The sequence below is a fragment of the Ruegeria sp. AD11(2025) genome (assembly GCF_056542405.1).
On record NZ_JBQFZU010000047.1, the window covers coordinates 1 to 17922 of the forward strand.

Sequence of the window (17922 nt, forward strand, 5' to 3'; positions counted from 1 at the left end):
GCGACCCGCTACGACAGGTGCCCGAAGGTCTTCCTGTCAGCCATCGCCCTCGCAGCACTCGTCATCTATTGGCTATGAGCCCTGACCCTAGTTGACCTAAGCGCGTGTCTTGGTTCCTTCGTTTTGAAATCAAATTCGAGCAGGTTTCAGTATGGGCGCTTTGAAAGGCTGTCATTTCCCCAAGGATGTGGTTTTGGACGCCGTGTTTCTATATTTGCGTTACACGGCCTCCTATCGCGACCTTGAAGAAATCATGGCTAATCATCGCGCGGAAGATGAGTGACTTTGACCTCGAAAATTTGGCAGGCAAACTGATCCGACTGATCTAGGATCACGCGGCCGTATTTGGCCCAGGTATCGTTGCGAAAATCCGCAGCTTCATCGACAGATCACCGACCAGTAGCGTTGACCATGATCCCCCAGGGATGTGAATGTTTCTGGAACCCGTCACCGACATCCAGATCGACGAATTCAGGAGCATTGTAATCCCAGCCGCTCGCATAGTGCCGGGTCGGTGCAGTAACGGGTGACACGAAACATGTTGTCAAAGTTCTGATCGGTGGTGTAGGTGCCAAAATCGGTTATCGCTATCTGTTCTTCGGGCAACTCCGGGCACAGCGCCCTGATATCTTTGACCCCGTCATTGGCAAATCGGATTGCCCCGGCGGTGTAGCGTGAGTTGCCGCCGTTTTCCTCGTCGCTGGAGCATTCCAGTATCAACACGATGGCCCCGTTCTTCCGTGCCGTATGGGCCGCGCAATACGCGGCATTGCCCGCCCCTATGATGATCACATCCTAGTTTGTCATCCGGTCAATCCTTGTGTTGGGCCTTGAACAGATCCTTGCGCAGCGTCATCAGCGCTCCGGGATCTATTCTGGCTTGAATAACGGTTGTCTCGTTCGAGGCGATGGCCTGTTGCAGGGCAGGGTTCATACCACCGGGGCCATCGACCCAGATGCCTTTGCCCCCGCAGAGCTCGGCAAATTTGTCATAGCGTGGTGACTGGATTTCTGCGCCCAGCAAGCGCCCACCGTAGAACTCTTGTTGATAGGCCTTTTCGGCACCCCAGGCCTGGTTATCCAGCACGATGATAGTGATCGGCAGATCATGCTGAATGGCTGTCTGAATTTCGATCATTGTGTATCCCGCGGCCCCGTCGCCCATGATCGCCACAACGGGCCGATCGGGTGCGGCAGCTTTGGCGCCGATGGCCGCTGCCAGGCCAAAGCCGACAAGGCCAAAGTCCAGCGGCGTGATCAGGCTCATCGGTGCGTAATGCGCTAGCCGATCTGCGGCTTGCAAACAGGCGTTGCCGGTGTCCAGCGTCACTATGGCGTCTTCCGGCAGGGTTTCGCGGATTTCCGCCAGCGCGCGGCGCGGGTGCATCGGCAGCGTGTCCAGTGCCGCCTCTTGGGCACGCTCGGCAGCAAGGCTTTCCATGTCGGCTCGGAACGTGTCGCGCCAATCCTCGCAGGCCGGGCGGGTAGCGGCCCTTGACAGCGCCTCAGCGGTCAGGCGGGCATCGCCCTGTGCGGCGATCTCGGCGGGAAAGTAGCGGCCTACAGCGGATCCTTCGACATCCACATGGGCAATTCTGGTGTCCTTCCCGACATAATCGTGGCTATGGAATGTAGAGTTGAAGCCAAGCCGCGCGCCCAGCACCACCATCACATCGGCTTCCTTGGTCAACCGGCTTGCGACGCGGTTGCCACGCGGCCCTGCCTGACCGGCAAACCACTGGTGGCCATGTCGCATTACGTCCGCATGCCCGGTCGAGGCGACCACGGGCACTTCCAGCTTTTCAGCAAGCGCTGTCAGGGCGTCGCGCCCGGCGCCCCATTTGAAACCGCCCCCGGCAAAGATCACCGGGCGTCTGGCCTGCGAAAGCAACCTGGAAATCGCGGTGATATCTACCGGAGCTGCCGGACCCGGACGGGCAATGTTCACCGGATTGGGCGTGACTTCTGGCACGTCAGCGGCAAAAAGATCGCGCGGGACATGCAGCACTACTGGCCCGCGCCGCCCGGTGTTGGCCAGCCGGATTGCATCCTCCAGCATCGGGGCAAGCCGTGAAGGATCGGTGACCATGACGGAACGTTTGCAGATCGGCGCAAACAAGGCCACCTGGTCAATTTCCTGGAACGTATCTTTGCACTGATCAGAGCGGGTGATCGCACCGGCAATCACCACAAGTGGGGAATAGGCCAGCTGTGCCTCCGCAACCGCAGTCACGATATTGACGACGCCGGGCCCGGCTTGCGCCCCCAACACCACGCCGGGCTTACCCGTCATCCGTGCCCAGGCATCGGCCATGTGCCCTGCAGCCCGCTCATCTCGGCCACCGACATAGGTGATCTCGCCGCCCTTATACATCGCATCATAAAGTTCCAGCATTGATCCACCCAGCAACCCGAACACGGTGTTAATGCCGTTGGCTTTCAAAACGCGGTAAACGGCTTCTCCGCCGTTGATGGTTGTCATCGGCTCAATCCTCGGATCTTGGGCGCAGGTTTTGCGGGTCAAACAGGGCATCTGAATGGACAGTTACGGGGATGGCGCGGTTCAGGATCTGCACGCTCAGGCCATCCTTCGACGTACCCTTGCGCACGAACAGCCAGCCCAGCGATTTACCGACCGTATAGCCGTAACCGCCGGATGTGGTTAGGCCGACGGGTTTGCCGTTCAGGAGCACCGGCTCGCCGCCGTGAATGTCGACGTCTTCGACGTGCAACTCACCATAAAACAACTCCCAGTCTGGTGTGCGGCTGAGCAGCGCATTGCGGCCAATGAAATCCCTCCCTTTACTGACGACAAAGCGATCGAGGCCAACATCCTGAGGGCCGACATCTGCGGTTAACTCGCTGCTGGCCCGAAAAGCTTTTTCCATACGCATCCCGTTGAAGGCGTAAGAACCGATATCGGTCAGACCATGGGGCTCACCTGCTTTGAACAAGGCGTCGTAGAGCAGGCCGATATGTTCCAACGGAGCGTGCAATTCCCAGCCCAGCTCGCCGACAAACGATACCCTGAGCGCATAACAAGCGATGCCTGCCACAGTAATCTCCTGACCTGACAGCCAAGGGAAGGCCTTGTTCGACAGGTCAATGTCAGTGAGACTTGACAAGATGCGCCGAGAGGCGGGGCCGGACATGGCCAACATGCCCCAATCAGCTGAACGATTAATCATCTGCACATCCTCGCCGGGGCGAATGTGCGACTTGATCCAGTTGAAATCGGGTGTGGCCCGGGCGATAGGGGAGCCGGTGAAAAACCGATCTTCGGACATCCGCCAGATGGTGATTTCAGTCTCAAAACGGCCTTGCGGTGTCAGCAGATGATTGAGACTCATCCTGCCGTCTTTCGTCGGAACGCGGTTGGCGGAAAGCCGGTCCAGAAGCGCGTGAGCGTCCTTGCCGGAAATCTCGAATTGGGCAAAGGCACAGAGGTCGATCACCCCAGCAGCCCTGCGCGTGGCTTTGGCCTCGGTCATGGCGTTATTATGCCAGTTCTGGTGGCCCCAACCAAACTGTTCGACCTCGCCGACCTCGCCAAAATACCGGGGTCGTTCCCACCCGGCGATCTCGCCAAAGACGGCGCCCCTTGCGGCCAGCCGGTCATATAACGGATGCCGGTTCAGCGGCCGCAGGCTATTGAACTGCTTACCCGGGCAAGGCGTGTCATGGCGGCGCATGAATTCGTCTTTGGTGCGTTCGATGATGAAATGATCCGTGGCGAAATCACCGAAACGACGTGGATCAAATCCGCGTGTGTTGATCTCGGTTTCTCCATGCACCATCCAGTCGGCCAAAACCTTGCCCGCGCCCCCACCCCATGCCAAGCCGATGGACGACCCACAAGATAGCCAGACATTTGGCGCGCCCGACGGCCCAACCAACATCCCGCCGTCCGGGGTGTGCGTGATCGCCCCTCGCACGGTGCGCTTGATGCCAAGATCGGCCAGGATCGGCATCTTGTCGAAGGCCACCATCAGGAAGTCGCCAATCGAATCGTAATCTGCCTGAAACAACTCGTTCTCGGCGGCCCATGGCGCACCTTCGGGCATTTCCCATACGGTGGGACAGACATGGCCCTCGTAGATGCCGATCAGCCCTGATTTCTGTTCCTGCCGGATATAGCCGCCAAAGGCGTTGTCGCGCATCACCGGCAATTCCGGGCGATCTGCGAATTCAGGCACCGTATCGGTGACCAGATAATGGTGCAGGCAGGATACGCTGGGGATTTTCAACCCGAACCATTCACCAACCTGATTGGCGTAAGAACCAGCAGCGATAACGATGTGTTTGGCCAACACATCTTCCTTTTCGGTCCTGAGAAGCCACATATCGCCCTTGCGTGATGCACCTGTCACACGGTTATTGCGCTCAATTACCGCGCCGCGTTTCCGGGTTGCTGCGGCCAGCGCCATGGTCACGCCCGAAGGGTCGATATGCCCGTCCTCATAGGTGCGAACGGCCGCCTTAACATCGTCGACCCTGTAGAACGGGTTGATAGCGTTGACCTCATCCGGTCCGATCAGGTCCATCGGCAGGTCGAGCAGTTTGCCCACCCCCATGATCGACTTCATCCAGTCGACTTCGGCATCACTCGTGGCAATCCGAATGCCCCCAACCTCATGCCAGCCGATGCTTTGCCCGGTTTCCTTTTCGATCCGTTTGTAGGTCTCGATCGAGGTTTTGTTGATCCAGCCCATCAGGCGGTTACCGACGGCGTGGGCAATTTGTCCCGCCGCATGCCATGTGGAGCCGCTGGTGAGTTCCGCCTTTTCAAACAGAATGCTGTCGGTCCAGCCATTTTCGGCCAGCTGAAACTGGGCTGCCACGCCCATGATGCCGCCGCCGATGATGGCAACCCGGGTGGTTCGCATCGTGTCGCTCATGCGAAGGCCTCCTTGGCGGGTTTAAGAGAGGCTTTGGCCGAGAACCTGGCGCAGGCGATTTCCACCTCAAAACCATCTAACACGGTTTGCGTTTCGAGCCCGCTCAAAGGTGCGCTGACCATCCCAAGCGCCACGGAGCGTTCGAACCGATAGCTCCACGCTGTCGAGGTGATCTGCCCGACAACCTGCCCGTCGAAATAGATTGGCTCGTCATGAATCGGGATGGCATCGGGAGTGTCAAAAAGGAACGAAGCAATGCGCCTATTGGCTTGTTGAGTTTTCAAAACCTCTTCACCGACAAATCCGGTACCGATCGCGCAAAACGCGCCCAAGCCTGCCTCGAACGGCGTGGTGCCGGGCGTTAACTCGTGGCCAAAGGCGCGAAAGCCACTTTCAATCCGCAAGCTGCCGCTGGCATAAAGCCCGGCGTGGGACGCGCCCGCCGCGACCAGAGCCTCATGCGCGGCCATGGCCATGTCTGAGGGGATATAAAGTTCGAACCCTTCCTCCCCGGTAAAGGAAAGCCGGCCCGCCCAGCCCCGTGCAAGGCCGATTTCCACAGAGCCAAAGTGGAATCGCTTGAGTTCAGGAACAGGCATGTTGGTGGTCGCTTGTAGCACGGAACGCGCCTGTGCCCCGGCCAACCCGAGGATGGCGTAGCCGCTCGTCACGTCCGTGAATTCGACACGGTATGCGTCGCGTGTATAACGCATCCGCTTCATGACGCGCACAACCTCACCAGTGCCGACGATCAGCAAGTAGACGTCCGGCCCGTGGCGTTGCACCGTGAGGTCACTTTCGACGCCGCCACGCGCGTTCAGGATTTGGGAATACACGATGCGTCCCACCGGTACTTGCATCTGCGCCGCGCAGAGTCGGTTGAGAAAGGCACAGGCATCCTGTCCTTGCACCATGATCTTGCCGAACGCACTTTGGTCCAGTATGGCCGCGCCCGAGCGGCAGGCTTCGACCTCGCGCCCTACCTGTTCGCGCCAGGTCGGCACACCAAAGCTCAGTGGTAAATGCGCAGTGTCACCGCCAAAATGCACGGCCCGCTCCCAACCGCCTCGAGCCTCGAAGCGCGCACCTGCTGCGATCAGCCCTGCGTGAACAGGCGAACGACGTTGCCCTCGGGCGGTCTCCATCGAACGCCCCGGATAGGGGTTGTCGTAGTGACGACCTAAGACCTCGGGGATGCGGGCCTCCAACGCGCCTAGCACATTCATTTCCGGGCTGAACCGGCGGATGTCGGCCTCGTTCAATTCCATTGTCGGCTCACCTGCGATGATCCACTCGGCCATGGCTTTGCCGGCTCCACCCGCCAGCGCGATGCCCGTCGAGTTCATTCCCCCCGTCAGGAACAGCCCCGGCACTTCGGGGCTTTCACCCAGCATGAACTGGCTGTCGAGCGTAAAGCTCTCGGGTCCATTGAGCAGCATCCGCACTTCGGCCCGTTCCAATGCAGGAATCCGGCGCAGGGCATTTTCCATCATTGGCATGAAATGATCCCAATCCTCATCCAGCAGATCGAACGAGAAATCGGCGGGCAGTCGGTCAAGTGGAAGGCCCTTGGCATGGGGCTCGAAGGAGCCGACCAACAGCCCCTCGACATCATCACGGGCATAAAGGAAGGCATCCTGATCGTTCAGCGTCGGCAGATGCGCACCTTTGCCAAGTGCCTGCACTTCGGGTAAAGGCTTGGTCAAGATGTAAAAATGCTCGCAGGCATAAAGCGGCATATGTGCCCCCGCCATCGCCGCCACTTCCCGAGACCACAGTCCGCAGGCAATCACCACTTCGTCAGCCTCGATCACGTGATCACCAACCTCGACCCCCGACACACGTCCGCCCTTCTTTTTCAGTCCGGTCACGGGTGTGTCCTCATGAATCTCCACCCCGCGCGTCCTGGCGCCTTTCGACAATGCGAGCGCCACATCGGACGGATTGACCCTGCCATCAGAGGGTGACCAGACCGCGCCGATCACGTCGCCGACTTCGATCAGCGGCCACAGCTCTTTTGCCCGGGCCGCGTCGACCACTTCGGCTTCAAGCCCGAAGGCGCGGCCCAACGAGACCTGACGCTTGATGTTGGTGAGCCGATCCGAATTGGTGGCCAGCGTCAGAGATCCGGTCTGCATCCAGCCGGTGGCCTGACCGGTTTCACGTTCCAGCTCGCCATAAAGGTCGATGGAATAGTTGATCAGCTTGGTCAGCGTGGCCGAAGGGCGCAACCGCCGGACCAGCCCCGCCGCATGCCAGGTGGTGCCGCTGGTCAGTTTCGAGCGTTCGAGAACGACGATATTCCGCCGCCCCTCGCGGGCAAGGTGATAGGCAATAGAACAGCCAATGACGCCGCCGCCAATGATGACCGTCCGGGCGTGGGTAGGCAGGGTCATGACAGCACTCCGCCGCCGATCATGTCGGAAAGGGTGGCGCGGAAAGCATCGATTGCCTCATCAATCAGTTCAGGCGTATGGGCAGCAGAAGTCAGACCTGACGTATAGGTCATCATGTCCACCCCACGCTCCAGCATCCCGTCGCGGTAAGCCTTGACCTGCGCCTTGGGCAGGCCGCGGATTTGCGCCGGGGAGAGACCCGTCAAACTGTCACGGCCAAAATGCACATGAAAGATCGAGCTGTCGCCATAGGCCAAGCCGGTCACTCCAAGGGTGTGCATGGTGTTGTTCATGCCGTCGCGCATCCGTGCGGCCATTTCGTCCGCCCAGGCTTGTGCCTCGCCGGTTGCAAGTAGAGGCATTGCAGCGCAAGCGGCCGCTGCGATCAGGGGTGAGCCGTTGAAGGTTCCCTTGTGGCTGACCGCCGGGGCCAGCCCGTCGCGCAAGGTCGCGTTGTTCATCAACTCCATGATGTCGGCCCGGCCACAGACGGCCCCGCCAGGCAACCCTCCTGTGACGGATTTGGCCAGTGTGGTCAGGTCTGGCACGACCCCGTCTCGTGCCTGCCGACCTCCGGGAGACCAGCGGAATCCGGTAATGATTTCGTCGAAGATCAGCACGACGCCGGCGGCGCGGGCGACATCATGCAGGTCGCGTAAAGTCTCGGTTCCCAGAGGTACGCAGCCGTAATTGGCTCCGGACACCTCGACAATTACTGTTCCGATACGGTCATCCTGAAGTGCGGCCTGCATCGCCTGCGGTTCAGCAGCGCACACTTGAATCAGATCGTTCACCGCACCTGGAATGCCAAGCGACGACGCCCTGTCACTGCCCGGCTTTGCGCCTTTCAGCGCATGATCGTGCCAGCCGTGAAAATGCCCGTCGAGGCGTAGCACGTGATCCTTGCCAGACCAGGCCCGCGCCAGACGCAACGCCAGCATGGTCGCTTCGGTCCCTGAAGCAGTGAACCGGGTGCGGTCAGCCGAAGGGTAAAGCCGGTTGATCCATTCAGCCCAAGTGATCTCGGCCTCATGGCAATCCGCCGAGAATATCGACCTTTCGGCCTGTTTCCGGATCGCTTCGGTGATGACGGGATGGCAATGGCCCAGCATCTGGCTGGCCGAGCCCATCTTGAAATCGATAAAGCGTCGACCGTCCACATCCCACTTTTCTGCACCCTTGGCGCGGTTGATAAAGATGGGATACGGTTCACGATAGCGCAGCTCGTGACTCACACCGCCGGGCAAGACGGTACGGGCACGGGTACTGAGATCGCTGCTTCTCATGTTGGCCTGCCGATCTGGTCGCGGGTAAGACGGATGTCGAAGCGGGTGCGCAATGTTTGGTCAACTTCGTCCGGGATGTGGCTCGGGAAGTGGCTGGCCAGTATGTCACGCGCCCTTTGCCGGGCCCGTTCACCAACCGGATGTGAACCGTCATCCTGCCATTCACGGGGCGTGCGGCGGTCGCCGACATCCGGATAGAAATAGTCCGACTTCATACGGTTGAACGTATGTGTCTCACCCAGATAGTGACCTTCACCTCGACAAACCTCGGCAATCACATCCGCCGCAATATTCTCGTGCGTGGCCTCAACGCCTCTCAGGGTACGGAGGATGTTGCCCAATAGATCGTTGTCGCTGATATAGGCCGCATGACTGACCCCCAGCAGGCTGGACATCATGCCTGCCGCTTGCGTGACGATGTTGGACCCCGCATGGGCCGCCATGGCAACGGCCAGTGATTTCTCAGCGCCATATTGCGCATCAAGACACTTGGAATCGGTAATGCCCGCAATGGACGAGGTAGGTAGGTCGAAATGCCGTCCCATCTGTGCCGCACCCGCCATCAGAATCGCCTGTTCACCGCCGCCGCCACTCATTGAGCCAGTGCGCAGATCGGCCACCAGCGGCTTCGGGGCAAAGATCGCTTTGACCCCCGGGTCGACAAGTTGTGCAAACACCAGCCCCGCCAGTGTTTCGGCCACCGCCTGAACCAAAGAGCCGGCAATGGTCGCCGGGCTGGTCGCCCCAGCCTGACCGGCGCTGATCAGCTGAACTGGGAAACCTGCATTGATCGCCGCCTCCAGCACCTCGCAGGCCTCTTCAGCAAAACGCATTGGTGGCACCACATGGCAAACCATCACCGTCATGAAAGGACGAGCGCGAAATGCGGCCTCGCCCCCGGCAATGCGATAGCAAAGCTCGGCGATGGCGGGCACGTTCGCAGGTTCACTGATTGAGATCGACACATGCTTAGACGTGCCCATCAGGCAGGCATAGGCGGTGTTAAGGTCCATTACCGCGTTGTCGTCGATATCACGCGCTACTACCGAGCGGCTGAAATGATGGATGTTGTCCATCCGGTCAACGATCCGCGCCGCATCGTAAAGATCGCAAAGGGTCGAGTCCCGGTAGTCCCCGGTATCCATGTCAAAGACACCTGGCGCCGCACCTCCGGTCGACATGTGGACGCGGGCACCTTCGATATGCAGATCGTGGTTCGGAGTTTGCCCACACAGGGTAAACCCTCTCTGCGCTTGCTCGATTGTCCGCTGCACCAGAACGCGCGGAAACAACAATCGGCCGTCATCAGTCAACCGGCCGCCCGCCTTGGTGACCCTATCAATCATCGAAGGGATGGCCTGGCTCAGACCCAGCGTCTCCAGCAGAGACAGTACGGCTTCTTCAACCAAAGCAACCTCTTGCGAGGAAAGTGGTTTCAGTCGCGCGCCCTCAAGCCCTGGCCAAACCGGCGGGTTTGCATCGGGTTCATCCGTCTGTTTAAGGCGTTCCTTCCGGCCGCGCCTTCGGGATTCTGAGATCATCGCTACATGAGTCCAGGTTTACGCCTCTACACGTTTTGTTTATGCCAGCAGCATTTACAAATGGTCATTCCTCAGCAAGAAGTGAGAAAAACTCATCTATGAGGTCGCATGCTGCCTTCCCTTTCCGCCCTTCGTGCCTTTGATGCCGCCGCCAGGCAGGGCAGCTTTCGCGCCGCTGCCGACCATCTGTCGATTACACCAACAGCGATCAGTCACCATATTCGGGGTCTCGAGGACACACTTGGGATCAAGCTGTTCGTGCGTGCCGGGCGCGAAGTCAGGTTGACCGAAGACGGTAAACGGCTTGCTGAGACAACGGCGCAGGCGTTCGGCATGCTCGAGCACACGGTTCATGGTCTGCGACGGACAACGCGCAAGGTGGTGCGTCTTTCAGCAGGCCCGATTTTCACCGCGCGCTGGCTGATGCCCCGGATCAGCGACCTCTGGGGGCTACATCCAGAAATCGAACTGGAGGTCGTGCCGTCCTATCGACCGCGTGCAGAAAGCAACGCCCACGCTGATATCGTGATCAGTTGGGAGCGCCTGGCAGATATGCCAGGCAGCGCCATAAAGCTTCTCGAACTGCATCCCGTCGCGATTGCCAGCAAGGGGTATATTGACCAACATGGGCCAGTTCGAGCGCCTGGGGATTTGTTGACCTTACCTATTCTGCACCAAAGGAACCACTGGGGATGGCTCGATTGGTTTGCCGCCATGAATGTGCAGCCAGAAGTTCCTTTACGGGGGGCCGTGTTCGAAGACGCAAATGTCCTGTTAAGAGGTGCGGCCGAGGGTCAGGGGGCAGTTGTTGGCTGGCTACCTTTGATTGACCAGGACCTTCGGGAAGGGCGGGTTGTTCGTTTGTTCGAGGAAGAAATTACTCCGACCCACGGATACTTTGTTGAGGGTCGGGATGGTGCTCGAAACCGGGCAGAGGCGCAAAACGTGATAGATTGGCTGATGTCTCAGAACGACGCGCCGGACTTCCCCGGAGCCTGAATGCGATTTTAGCGATTATTCGCCGACCAGACATTGGTTGGTATTGCAGAAACCTTAATCATTTCGTTCGTGGTACCTTTCGCAACGAACGCGATATGTACAAAGCGGACCTTAGGACGCAGAAATCGAACGACAGGTTCGTCCCGCTTCCTACGAGTTCGACAACCGAAACTCGAAGGTCTGCAATCAGCCTCAATCCTGACGAATGCACCCGCAGCAATCAACTGACACGGTAATGGTGGCTCTAGGGCTCATTATCCAATGGGCACAAAATCGCGCTGACTAACCCCCACTGTCGAAGCAACTAGAGGAATCGCGTGTTTTCAGGTATGAGTTTCGGCATTGATTTGTTTTTTGAGGAATTGCCATGACCAATGTCCGCACTCCGACCGAATACCGTGCTGCACTCCGGGAGATTGAGTACCTTTGGGGATCTGAACCGGATACGGATGAGGGCAAACGGTTGAAAGAGTACCTGTCTGCGGTTGATCGATACGAGCAGCTTTCCAACGTGGCACTGGACAAGTAATCCACTGCTTAAATCCGTGGAACCTGTCGCAAATTGTGCCGCTCTCTGTTCGAGGAGAATGGATGTGAACAGAAATTACATCATTATCGCTGCAGTGTTGGTTGTTCTAGTTCTAGGCCTCACAATGATGAGATCAGTTGAAGAGGGCGCGGTAAGTGAAGATGCCGCGCCGCCAGCGTCGACAGAATAATTGTGCTTTGGCGACTAAGCTAGAAGGCTACCGCGACAGTTTTTCGCTGCTCCTGCGACTTAGTCGGTTCCAAATGTCAATTCCGCGCAGAGAACGGCGAGGAGAGCCTGCTACTACTTGAGTGCCGATCAATAATCCTTCACACAAACTTCTTCAGCTTTGCTGCTGTGTTCTCCAACTCGTAAGCTCCATACCATAGACCCAATCAGCGCATGCGTTTAGCATCGATCATCACATACCACGAAGGGAGATAATCATGTCGAGTTTTACCAACAGAACAGCCTTTCATGGGGTCGCAATGCTTGTGATCTGTTGTTTTGCGGCGAGCGCACAGGCGCAATCGGGAAACGAGGAGATGTCGTTCTTCATCACTAGTGTCGGCAAAGGAGACGGCGCCAATCTCGGCGGGCTCGATGGCGCCGACGCACATTGCAATATGCTTGCTTCTGAGGCCGGTTCTTCCAAAACTTTTGCCGCCTATCTGAGCACCTCCATGTCTATTGATCGCAGCACCGACCCGATGACTATCACCAATGGTATTTCTGCACGTGACCGGATTGGATCGGGCCCATGGTTCAATGCCAAGGGAGAACTCATCGCTAACAACGTCGAAGATCTGCACGATGACAGCGTAAACATTAGTCTTCAGACCGCACTTGACGAGAATGGCAACCCTGTCAACGGGCGTGGCAGCAAGCCGAACAAACATGACATTCTGACCGGTTCCGATTCCGCGGGATACTTCTCGACAGCAGGCGGCGATACGACATGCAGCAATTGGACTTCAAATAGCGAAAACGGGTCTGCGATTGTCGGGCACCATGACCGTGTAGGTCTAAACGATGCACGCAACATGGTGTCCTGGAACTCATCGCACGGCTCGCGCGGCTGCGGCGAGGAGCATTTGCCGCGTTCGGGCGGGGCGGGCCTTTTTTACTGCTTTGCAACGGACTGATCGGGCAGCCTTGATTTGCGCGTCCCTTATATGGTTCGGCCGCAAATCTCTGAAACGACCAGAGTCAGCGATTTGCTGGGCACATTTTTCCTGCGGTCTCAGCAAATACTCAAAAGCCCGAAACCATGGCGTTTGAGAATTGCTGCTTTCGCATCGTATTGGCGACTTCGATGCCACCCTTCGATCCGGTCGCGGATGCGAAGGGTTTGAACCCATGCACGTGTCGAACGCGCCGTTCTCTGCACCTGAGCTTGGCATCCAAACCGCTTCAGAATCCTGTTCACATCTCGAATACCTGCTGCATTGGCTCTACTCTCATCAATCACGACTTTGTCTGGAATACCGTTTGAAGACAGCGCTTTAGTCAGGAATTTAGTTGCTGTAGGGCCGTTCCGTTGTTTAGACAGCATGAAATCAAGGGTGTTCCCTACCTTGTCGACAGCTCGGTAGAGGTACGCCCACTTGCTGCGAACACGAAAGTAAGTTTCGTCCATTCTCCAGACGTTCAGCATGGGGCGCTTCTTCGATTGTGCCCTTACCGCGATCGTCGGTGAATGTTTGGTAACCGCACAGGTGCCACCGCGTACGCTTTTCCAAGGTATGAAAGTACGCACTGGCCGCACCATTACCAATGCGGGTTTCGTTGAAAGGTTCTGAACGTGCCTAACCACCACTGCGGCGTGACTTGCAGCGATGTAAGTCCGGTGTAGGGTATCCTCCACCGTGAGATATGAGTCTGGCGGAAGGATGCAGCGCTGCGCATAAGGTCAACACCGAGTCCATTTAGCCAAGCGAACAGTGGCTGCTTTTAGCAGCCGCAGCGAAATCGCGCGAAAAAGGTCGATCCATTTCGACCTCTCAGCACTTTGCTCGGATGCTGCGCTCGCAGCCCGCTTTCCGGACATTCGCTGCTAGCCCAAAGTTGAATGGTATTTGATCGAAATGCGGGAAGAAGTTTCCGTTCACCAAAACTAATTGAGAGATCGCTTGGATTGACTTTGCAGCCAATCAGAAAACACTTGGGCAGGCTCTGATGCGGCCGCCCGATGCGACCGGAAAATGAAGTAGCCATACTCTGGTAGTTCAACATCTGACAAACGGTACAACTTCGTGTTCTCCAATTCGTCTTTTACAAGATCATCCATCAAGGCGATTCCCTGACCGTTGATCACGGCTTGCACCCGAACATTCGGGTCGGGGATGATCAACACGTCTCGTCGTGTCTGCGGAGGAAGCGCTGCGGTGCTCAGCCATTCCGACCAAGCGTTGCTGTCATCGCGATCCCGAAGCAGCGTGAAGTCTGAAATCGCCTCATTCATCCCGAACGACTCCACATGACGTGCAGCGTCCGCGTTGCCGACGGGAAAGGAACGAATGGGCATGAAAGGTGTCACGACACCGTCGTCCCAATCCCCGTTGCCCCACCTGATCGCTAAATCAATGTCCCGCATTTCATGGCTGGAAAACTGGATCATCGGCTGGATACGCAGTTGCACGCCTTGGTGCCGCTGCATGAAGGTCATCAACCGCGGTGATAGCCAACGGGCGGCAAAATAGGTCGATACTCCAACCGTCAAGGTTTGGGATGACATCTCCTTGAGTGCGTGAAGATCCGCTTCGATCTCCTCATACCGTGCCTGACAGGCCGCCAGTACCTTTGTTCCTTCAACGGTCAATGAAACGCCGCGTGTTGTGCGCTGGAACAAGGATACGCCCAGATCGGTTTCGAGCGTCTTTATCTGATAACTGATCGCGCCTTTAGTCATGTTCAGCGCTTCAGCCGCCATCGAAAAGCTCGGGTGGCGGGCGATCTCTGCGAAAAGCCTAAGCAAGTCATGGTGGTGAAAATGCGCACGCATAACTCAAGCGTATAAAATTATTGAACGCAAAGAAAAGAAAATTTCGATTTTTCGATCTGCGCCCATGTGCTCACTGGGTCATGAGCAAATGAAGCGGAGGAATGACGTTGGCCAGATTGAACACGACGCCGAAATCCGCCTTGCGGCAGGCATACCAGGGCAGAGCACGCCGTGGCCGCTTGTCGCGCCACAACGCACTGCGCGAACCCCTCCCCTTCACAGGGCGCAGGATACCGGCTTATGAACTCTTGAATGCGGTCGCGCTTACCCGGATCGAGGTTCAGGCGGACTGGATACTGGACAAAATCGGGGTCGAGTTCCGGGGCGACCAGGAGGCTCTGGATCTGTTCGGACAGGCGGGTGCGCGGGTCGATGGGGAACGGGTGCGTTTTGAGCCAGGGCATGTGAGGGAACTTTGCGCCACAGCTCCCGAATCCTTCAAACTGCACGGGCGCGACCCGAGGAATACTGTAACGCTAGGCGGCGACAACGTCGTGTTGATGCCCGGGTACGGCTCGCCCTTCGTGAGCGATCTGGAGCGGGGTCGACGTTATGCCACGCTGGACGATTTCCGAAACTTCGTAAAGCTCGCCTACAGCGCACAGGCCTTACATCATTCTGGCGGGACAGTTGTCGAGCCAACTGACGTACCCGTGAACAAACGGCATCTGGATATGACGCTGGCGCACCTGACTCTTTCGACCAAACCCTTCATGGGATCGGTCACTGCGCCCGAGCGAGCCAAGGACAGTATCGAGATGGCAGAGCTAGTCTTCGGATGTGACTATATGGATGGCCACGCAGTGATGCAGGCCAATATCAACGTCAACTCGCCGCTGGTCTATGACGACACCATGTCCGGTGCGCTGCGAATCTATGCCGAGGCGAACCAATGCGTCTGCATATCTCCAGCCATCTTCGCCGGGGCCATGGGTCCGCTTTCACCCGCCGCTGTGGCGGCACAAACTCTGGCAGAGGCGATGGTTGGGATCGCGCTGGTACAACTGGTACGGCCCGGTTGTCCGGTCGTGTTCGGCAGCTTCCATTCCACTATAAATTTGCGCAGCGGTGCGCTGACCTTCGGTTCACCTGAGGCGAACATGACGACGATGGCCCTGACCCAGTTGGGTCGCAGATTGGGCGTGCCCGTGCGCTCGGGAGGTGGTCAAGTCACTGCTTCGAACGCGGCTGATGGACAGGCCATGCAGGACAGCGCTGGCGCCATGTGGTCCACGCTTCTGTCTGGTGCTCATCAAGTGTGGCATGCGGCAGGTTGGCTCGAAGGCGGGCTGGTCATGTCCTATGAAAAGTTCGTCATGGATCTCGACCATTGCGGCGCGATGCTGAAACTCTTGCAGGGCTTTGATACCGAAGACGAATCCTTTGGTCGCGATGCCTATCTCGAAACCGGGCCGGGCGAGAACTTTCTGTCGACCAGCCACACGCTGCGCCACTACACGTCAGCTAACTTTGAGCCGCAAATCCCCGACGCCGGACCATACGAGGCTTGGGTCGAGAACGGATCGCTCACAGCCGACCAACGTGCCTCGCTGCGGTGGCGGCAGATGCTGGCCGACTATCAACAACCCGAAATCAATTCCGGTATCCTGACTGCTCTCACAGACTTTGTCTCTGAACGCAAATCGGCCATGCCGGACGAATGGCATTAGAAAGGGACACAGATGACCGAAGAACTCAGCCGCACTTCCGCGCTTGCTTCCCGCCACATCGCTCTGGGCTCAGGGCTCGAGGATTGGAACGGAATGGGTACTGCCTGGACCTATAACACCGACCCGAACGACGAACATGATGCTGTGCGCGAACGGGCGGGTATGTTCGACATGTCTCCGCTGAAAAAGGTGATGGTGCGCGGCGCTGACGCGCAAGCAGTCCTAGACCACCTGACCACGCGCGATCTGTCAAAAGTAACGCCGGGCAAGGCGGCCTATCTATGTGTGCTGACGGATTCCGGAGGGATTGCGGATGATGCGATCGTGTCGAACAACGGCGGCGATGAATGGATGATCGTGCACGGCTCAGGGCGCACTATGGCGCTGCTGCAAGCATCGGCCGAAGGCCGTGATGTTGACGTGCAGTTTACCGACGACCTGCACGACTTGTCAGTTCAGGGACCAGCAGCATTGGATATCCTCAACGCCCAAACGGATATTGACCTTGGAACGCTGGCCTATTTCGAACACGCACCCGCTACGATTTTTGGCCATACCTGCCGCATCTCACGAACTGGATATTCAGGTGAACGCGGTTACGAGATCTTTGCCGATGGCAGTGTCGTTACCGATATCTGGGACAGGTTGGTGGAAGCAGGCGTGATGCCCTGCTCCTTCACCGCGCTCGACAAGGTGCGGATCGAGGCGGGACTGTTATTCTACGGATACGATATGACCGAGGACAACACCCCATGGGAGGTTGGCCTGGACTTTACCGTCAGCAAGTCCAAGGGGGATTTCCGCGGCAAATCGGCGGTCATGGCCGCGAAAGGGGGCGAAAAGGTCAATAACGTCTGCCTCGACATTGATCACCCGGACATGGTCGAAGGTGGAGAAACACTTTCGATAAATGGTGAAGAAGTCGGCGTGATCAACAGCCCCTGCCATTCGCACCGCACGGGCAAATCTCTGGCTCTGGCCCATGTGCTACCGGGGCTGCCCATCGGTACGTCTTTGTCGGTAACTGGTGACGGCTTGGATACGACAGCGACAATTGTTTCCAGCCCTGTTTACGATCCGGAGAAATCACTGACCCATAGCTGAAGACGTGTAATTGGATGGCGAATGGGCGATCCTCGTGATTGCCCTTTGTGCCCCGGTGACAATCTTTAACCAAAAAAAAATTGCTCAAATATCCGCCTTTCGGTCGCTCCGCAGAACCGTAAAAAGTGGGCTCAGAGCAGACCTCCGAATCTGCGCAGCATCCGATGGCGAAACGCTTTTACTCGTAGGAGGAACAGCTCATTCCGGGCGTTGGCCATGTGTAATTTTGCTGTGGTCGCAGTCCACCTTCCAGCATTCGCTGCAACGGCAAAGGCGAGTTTCAGGTTAATTCACAATGTACCGGAGGAAACTGCAATCGGTGTTTCGAAAGAGATAACCCCACGATCCTCTTGGGAAATTTGGTTTCAAGCATACTAAGTCAAATATTTAGTCAGAAGATTTTATGCTTAGGGTCAGGACTCATAGCCAATAGATGACGAGTGCTGCGAGGGCGATGGCTGACAGGAAGACCTTCGGGCACCTGTCGTAGCGGGT

Annotated in this window: 13 protein-coding genes; 5 read left to right on the top strand and 8 right to left on the bottom strand. The window is 57.6% G+C overall.

Annotation, left to right across the window (positions count from 1 at the left end):
• Positions 1-471 precede the first annotated feature (471 nt).
• From ACR1XY_RS22955 to ACR1XY_RS22980, 6 genes are read right to left on the bottom strand one after another with little or no spacing between them, the layout of a single operon-like run.
• On the bottom strand, positions 472-792 hold the full coding sequence (locus ACR1XY_RS22955) for an FAD-binding protein (protein WP_480596871.1): 321 nt from the start codon (positions 790-792) through the stop codon (positions 472-474).
• A 19-nt stretch (positions 793-811) separates the two neighbouring features.
• Positions 812-2482: a thiamine pyrophosphate-binding protein gene (locus ACR1XY_RS22960; protein ID WP_480596873.1), complete on the bottom strand. Its 1671-nt coding sequence runs from the start codon at positions 2480-2482 to the stop codon at positions 812-814.
• Positions 2483-2486: 4 nt separating this feature from the next.
• Positions 2487-4898 (bottom strand): GcvT family protein, encoded by a 2412-nt coding sequence (locus ACR1XY_RS22965; protein ID WP_480596875.1) that lies wholly within the window; start codon positions 4896-4898, stop codon positions 2487-2489.
• The gene (locus ACR1XY_RS22970) at positions 4895-7294 is read right to left on the bottom strand and encodes a GcvT family protein (RefSeq protein ID WP_480596877.1); all 2400 of its coding nucleotides are present in this window, start codon (positions 7292-7294) and stop codon (positions 4895-4897) included. Before ACR1XY_RS22970 ends, ACR1XY_RS22965 begins: the two co-directional genes overlap by 4 nt.
• Positions 7291-8580 (bottom strand): aspartate aminotransferase family protein, encoded by a 1290-nt coding sequence (locus tag ACR1XY_RS22975; RefSeq protein ID WP_480596880.1) that lies wholly within the window; start codon positions 8578-8580, stop codon positions 7291-7293. The genes ACR1XY_RS22970 and ACR1XY_RS22975 overlap by 4 nt, the downstream gene beginning before the upstream one ends.
• Complete coding sequence (locus ACR1XY_RS22980) at positions 8577-10121, bottom strand: trimethylamine methyltransferase family protein (protein WP_480596882.1); 1545 nt, start codon at positions 10119-10121, stop codon at positions 8577-8579. Before ACR1XY_RS22980 ends, ACR1XY_RS22975 begins: the two co-directional genes overlap by 4 nt.
• Positions 10122-10229: 108 nt before the next feature.
• On the opposite strand from ACR1XY_RS22980, the gene ACR1XY_RS22985 reads away from it, so the two are divergent.
• From ACR1XY_RS22985 to ACR1XY_RS22995, 3 genes are all read left to right on the top strand, one after another.
• Entirely contained in the window at positions 10230-11120 is an 891-nt protein-coding gene (locus tag ACR1XY_RS22985; RefSeq protein ID WP_480596885.1) for a LysR substrate-binding domain-containing protein, read from the top strand.
• Positions 11121-11487: 367 nt separating this feature from the next.
• Positions 11488-11649 (top strand): hypothetical protein, encoded by a 162-nt coding sequence (locus tag ACR1XY_RS22990; protein ID WP_480596888.1) that lies wholly within the window; start codon positions 11488-11490, stop codon positions 11647-11649.
• Between the two features lie 446 nt (positions 11650-12095).
• On the top strand, positions 12096-12794 hold the full coding sequence (locus ACR1XY_RS22995; protein WP_480596890.1) for a hypothetical protein: 699 nt from the start codon (positions 12096-12098) through the stop codon (positions 12792-12794).
• Positions 12795-12892: 98 nt separating this feature from the next.
• Here the strand turns inward: ACR1XY_RS22995 and ACR1XY_RS23000 are convergent, their stop codons facing one another.
• Together ACR1XY_RS23000 and ACR1XY_RS23005 are read right to left on the bottom strand one after the other, a co-directional pair.
• Positions 12893-13306, bottom strand: coding sequence for a DDE-type integrase/transposase/recombinase (locus ACR1XY_RS23000; protein WP_480596892.1), 414 nt, complete (start codon positions 13304-13306; stop codon positions 12893-12895).
• Between the two features lie 459 nt (positions 13307-13765).
• Entirely contained in the window at positions 13766-14653 is an 888-nt protein-coding gene (locus ACR1XY_RS23005; RefSeq protein ID WP_480596894.1) for a LysR substrate-binding domain-containing protein, read from the bottom strand.
• A 101-nt stretch (positions 14654-14754) separates the two neighbouring features.
• Here ACR1XY_RS23005 and ACR1XY_RS23010 point away from each other — a divergent pair, with 101 nt between their 5' ends.
• A complete protein-coding gene (locus tag ACR1XY_RS23010; protein ID WP_480596896.1) occupies positions 14755-16323 on the top strand; it encodes a trimethylamine methyltransferase family protein in 1569 nt (522 codons plus the stop codon).
• Positions 16324-16335: 12 nt separating this feature from the next.
• A complete protein-coding gene (locus ACR1XY_RS23015; RefSeq protein WP_480596898.1) occupies positions 16336-17427 on the top strand; it encodes an aminomethyl transferase family protein in 1092 nt (363 codons plus the stop codon).
• Positions 17428-17922: the final 495 nt, after the last annotated feature.

What these genes read in the sequence shown, in the direction of transcription:
- ACR1XY_RS22960 (WP_480596873.1), bottom strand. Translation starts at nt 2,482, where the DNA reads ATGACAACCATCAACGGCGGAGAAGCCGTTTACCGCGTTTTGAAAGCC.
- ACR1XY_RS22965 (WP_480596875.1), bottom strand. Translation starts at nt 4,898, where the DNA reads ATGAGCGACACGATGCGAACCACCCGGGTTGCCATCATCGGCGGCGGC.
- ACR1XY_RS22970 (WP_480596877.1), bottom strand. Translation starts at nt 7,294, where the DNA reads ATGACCCTGCCTACCCACGCCCGGACGGTCATCATTGGCGGCGGCGTC.
- ACR1XY_RS22975 (WP_480596880.1), bottom strand. Translation starts at nt 8,580, where the DNA reads ATGAGAAGCAGCGATCTCAGTACCCGTGCCCGTACCGTCTTGCCCGGC.
- ACR1XY_RS22980 (WP_480596882.1), bottom strand. Translation starts at nt 10,121, where the DNA reads ATGATCTCAGAATCCCGAAGGCGCGGCCGGAAGGAACGCCTTAAACAG.
- ACR1XY_RS22985 (WP_480596885.1), top strand. Translation starts at nt 10,230, where the DNA reads ATGCTGCCTTCCCTTTCCGCCCTTCGTGCCTTTGATGCCGCCGCCAGG.
- ACR1XY_RS22990 (WP_480596888.1), top strand. Translation starts at nt 11,488, where the DNA reads ATGACCAATGTCCGCACTCCGACCGAATACCGTGCTGCACTCCGGGAG.
- ACR1XY_RS22995 (WP_480596890.1), top strand. Translation starts at nt 12,096, where the DNA reads ATGTCGAGTTTTACCAACAGAACAGCCTTTCATGGGGTCGCAATGCTT.
- ACR1XY_RS23000 (WP_480596892.1), bottom strand. Translation starts at nt 13,306, where the DNA reads ATGCTGAACGTCTGGAGAATGGACGAAACTTACTTTCGTGTTCGCAGC.
- ACR1XY_RS23005 (WP_480596894.1), bottom strand. Translation starts at nt 14,653, where the DNA reads ATGCGTGCGCATTTTCACCACCATGACTTGCTTAGGCTTTTCGCAGAG.
- ACR1XY_RS23010 (WP_480596896.1), top strand. Translation starts at nt 14,755, where the DNA reads ATGACGTTGGCCAGATTGAACACGACGCCGAAATCCGCCTTGCGGCAG.
- ACR1XY_RS23015 (WP_480596898.1), top strand. Translation starts at nt 16,336, where the DNA reads ATGACCGAAGAACTCAGCCGCACTTCCGCGCTTGCTTCCCGCCACATC.